At 43.0% G+C, this 3,586-nt stretch carries 6 protein-coding genes; 3 read left to right on the top strand and 3 right to left on the bottom strand.

Annotated elements, in window-relative coordinates; genetic code table 11:
* Window positions 1-111: 111 nt before the first annotated feature.
* From Q7J27_09355 to Q7J27_09345, 3 genes are read left to right on the top strand one after another with little or no spacing between them, the layout of a single operon-like run.
* Window positions 112-816, top strand: coding sequence for a hypothetical protein (locus Q7J27_09355; GenBank protein MDO9529354.1), 705 nt, complete (start codon window positions 112-114; stop codon window positions 814-816).
* 3 nt (window positions 817-819) lie between these two features.
* Entirely contained in the window at window positions 820-1,431 is a 612-nt protein-coding gene (locus Q7J27_09350; protein ID MDO9529353.1) for a DUF488 domain-containing protein, read from the top strand.
* A gap of 11 nt (window positions 1,432-1,442) precedes the next feature.
* Complete coding sequence (locus tag Q7J27_09345) at window positions 1,443-1,883, top strand: DUF488 domain-containing protein (GenBank protein MDO9529352.1); 441 nt, start codon at window positions 1,443-1,445, stop codon at window positions 1,881-1,883.
* 181 nt (window positions 1,884-2,064) lie between these two features.
* Here the strand turns inward: Q7J27_09345 and Q7J27_09340 are convergent, their stop codons facing one another.
* The 3 genes from Q7J27_09340 to Q7J27_09330 form a co-directional block, all read right to left on the bottom strand.
* Window positions 2,065-2,319 (bottom strand): hypothetical protein, encoded by a 255-nt coding sequence (locus Q7J27_09340; GenBank protein MDO9529351.1) that lies wholly within the window; start codon window positions 2,317-2,319, stop codon window positions 2,065-2,067.
* Between the two features lie 46 nt (window positions 2,320-2,365).
* Window positions 2,366-3,151, bottom strand: coding sequence for a hypothetical protein (locus Q7J27_09335; protein MDO9529350.1), 786 nt, complete (start codon window positions 3,149-3,151; stop codon window positions 2,366-2,368).
* 49 nt (window positions 3,152-3,200) lie between these two features.
* The coding region (locus tag Q7J27_09330; protein ID MDO9529349.1) for a restriction endonuclease at window positions 3,201-3,586 on the bottom strand (386 nt) is incomplete at its 5' end.

Below are 3,586 nucleotides of genomic sequence, written 5' to 3'. Positions count from 1 at the left end.
TGGCTCCGCTCAAGCAAGCCAATTAAAGAATATTAAAAAGACCAAAAACAAACCACTTATAGCAACACTAAAACGGAACGGCACCTAATTTTTTAAAACGATGGGAGGAATGTGAATAAGACATTTATTGTTCTGGCAAATTCTATCCGTAGTGGGTTCCGGTGCATTGCTGGCCGCGAAACCACCGAACAGAAGGACCATTTGATGATTGGTCCATGGATTCGTCCCGTCTCTCCGCAGGGAGAGGGTGAGGTTCGTCCCCAAGAAAGTTTGTGCGCTGATGGAACGCAGCCGGCGGTTCTTGATGTTGTGCGCACCACTCTGGTCGCCAAACAGGACTGCCCCCACCAACCCGAAAATTACATACTTGATACATCTCAAAGATGGGAAAAGTTGAGAACGTTTCCTCGTGATAACCTCAGCTATCTTGAAGAGCACCCGGTAAACCTCTGGCTGTCGCAGGCGGATGGGCATACTGATAGGATACACCCTGACGAAGCAATAACATCAGTTCAACCGTTTCAATCTCTGTATCTAATTCGTCCACAAGGATTGAAATTCAAAATTTGGTACGATGGTGTTTACAATAAAAAACAACGCAGAGCTATCTTTACCTACAATGGTGTAGAATATAACTTGGCAATAACCGACCCGACCGTAGATACCAAGTACTTCCAACCGTTTCCAACTCTTAATCTGCCGCCTCGCGAAATAGCCCCGGCTGACTCAACCAGGTGCTTCATCGTCGTTAGCCTTGTAGCGCCATTTCATGATGGCTACCATTACAAATTGGTAGCTACAATCCTTGAATATTGAAATATGCAAACGATCTATACAGTTGGCCATTCAAATCACACACCAGACACCTTCCTTGCCCTTCTAAAGCGCCATGAGATCACTGCAATTGCCGATGTCCGGTCTGTCCCATACAGTCGCTTTGTGCCCCAATTCAACAAGGACAACTTCTCCGCACGCCTTCAGCGTACTGGTATCATTTATGTCTTCCTGGGTTTTCAACTCGGAGCGCAACCTAACAACCACGACTGCTACAACAATGGCAAGGTTGATTTTAGGCGACTTTCCCAAAAGACAGATTTCCGGGATGGACTAACACGCATTCGCAAAGATGCCGCGCAGTTCAATCTGGCATTATTGTGTACAGAGAAGGACCCAATTTTCTGTCACAGAATGGTCCTTATTTGTCGGCATCTGCGTGATTCAAACACAGTCATTAAGCACATTCTCGAAGACGGTGAACTTGAAGATAACCGGGATTCCGAATCCCGCCTTCTCAAGTTGCTTCATATGCCCCAAGTTAATTTGTTCGAGACGTCAAGTCAAATTATTGAAGAAGCCTATGACCAACAAAGCGACAAAATCGCGCATCATGATACGGAAGCTTCACAGGGCGTCGAAATCGCGTATGTGTGAAGGAGACCATAATGCCTATTAAGTTGTTCACCATTGGATTCACAAAAAAAAATGCAGAGAAATTTTTTACCGCACTACGAAAGGCGCAGGTTAAGAGAGTCCTCGACATTAGATTGAATAATGTTTCCCAACTGGCTGGTTTTGCCAAGCGCGATGACTTGAGGTTCTTTCTGAAGGAAATCTGCCATGCCGAGTACTTACATCTTCCGCAATGTGCCCCAACGAAAGATATTCTAAACGAGTACAAGACGAATGGGGGAAGCTGGCAAGCGTATGTGGACAGATTTATCCCTCTCATCCGTTCGCGTAGAATTGAAACCATTTTGACTCCCGATCTTCTTGACTACGGGTGTCTGCTTTGCAGTGAACCGACTCCGGAACAGTGTCACCGGAAATTGGTGGCTGAGTATATGAAAGAGAAGATATCTAATCTTACAATCATTCATTTATGAAAAACCCGGCATCAAAAAGTGTATTGCTTAAAAGTGGTACAACGGATGAGATTGTCACGCAATTCCTCCACACTGTGAACCATGGACGGACCATCAGAGAACAAAAAAATTCGTAAATGTAGGGGAGGGGTTACATCCCCTCCCTCATTGTCATTCTGAGCGTAGCGAAGAATCTATTCTCTTATCCCCTCCCCTTAGCTGCCAACTGGAAACCCCAGATGTAGAGAAGAAGCGTAACAACTCCGCCGACCCACGAAAGCCCGACCGGAAACGATAATGTCCCGATTTTCACCGGCAATTGAAGCGCGGCTCGTATGAGATGCAGTATAGCGACAACTCCGAAGATACAACCGGAAATGTAAAGATACGCCTGATGCGTCATCTTTCCTCCCGAATTTTCTGCTATAATTCCTGCAAAATTTCGGATAGTAAACATATTAGGTAAACGGAAAATATTTAACGGAGTCATTGTTGCTGAACCCTCACTTTTGATGATAAGGAGATGTAAGTTCCCTAAAATAAACTGACCAACGATTTACGGTCTGTTTTGTAGTCAAAAAAGCTGTGTCACCATATTCCTGGTTTTCAAGCAACACTAGACAAGAATCCATGTCTTTTAAAAACTTTTTAGGAAATCCTTTTACTGGCGTAATATATTGGTAACTACTCTTCATTTGCAACAACAAATTTTTGAAAAATTTTAACGTGCTTTTCTTCTCAAGTACCGTAGCAGCCGTAGCAGTAGAAAACATACCCCTAAATGTAATTAAAGACGTTTCCAAAACAGAAAGCGTAGTGCCGAAAGAGCACGCATTCCATACGGGTTTATCAAAACGTAGCTGAAGTTCTTGATACATTCTATCTCTTAATTTTAAAAAGTCCTTTTGTGGGGGCATCCGGGTATCGTCAACAGAAGATATTTTCATAAGCTTCCACATTTCTTGTTCAAATTCTTCTCCGAGGTTCAAAGCTCTAACGGAAGCCGATACCCACGGAGCCAGGCGCTCAAAATAGTAGGTTGTGTCCATTGATTTACGAGGAGTGTCACTATAGAGAAGAGCAACGACTGCCATATACGAACCAATTATATAAGCATGTTTGCACTCACGGGCAAGTTTGTCTTCAACTGCAATTCGCCTCTGACGAATATCATCAATAGAGCGAAAAAAGCCGACGATAGAGAAAAAAACGGTGACAATTTTAATCAAATTTATAGCAGCAATTTTCAGAATTGTCCGCTTCGACCTACCTTTTCGGTTTTTTTTCATCTGCACTCCTTATTGCTTCTACGATTTTCTCTGTGGTTTCCATGATTGCTTATTCTTCCGCAAAATAGTCGGAGTCGATACGCTTAAGTTCAAAGGCTTTTGTTTTTGTAACACCAATGTCGGAATCAATCATTAATTGGGCTAAATTTTCGCCGTTAATAAGCACAACACGGCTCTCAATTTTTTTGGCATAATCTTGAGCTTCTTTTGAAAAATCTGAAGTAGTGATAAAAATTCCTTTTTTAGCTTTTTGACCCTGCAAAGCACCTACAAATTTCTGAATTTCGGGGCTACCCACATTTCCTTCCCATCTTTTCGCCTGAATATAAATGGCGTCTAAACCTAATTTATCTTCTTTGATAATGCCGTCTATTCCTCCGTCACCACTTTTGCCGACAGCCCTACCCGCATCCTTAATAGAACCACCGTAACCCA

The organism is Syntrophales bacterium (genome assembly GCA_030655775.1).
GTDB lineage: Bacteria > Desulfobacterota > Syntrophia > Syntrophales > JADFWA01 > JAUSPI01.
Note: the sequence above shows the minus strand (reverse complement) of the source record. Positions and strands in the feature narration are given on the sequence as shown.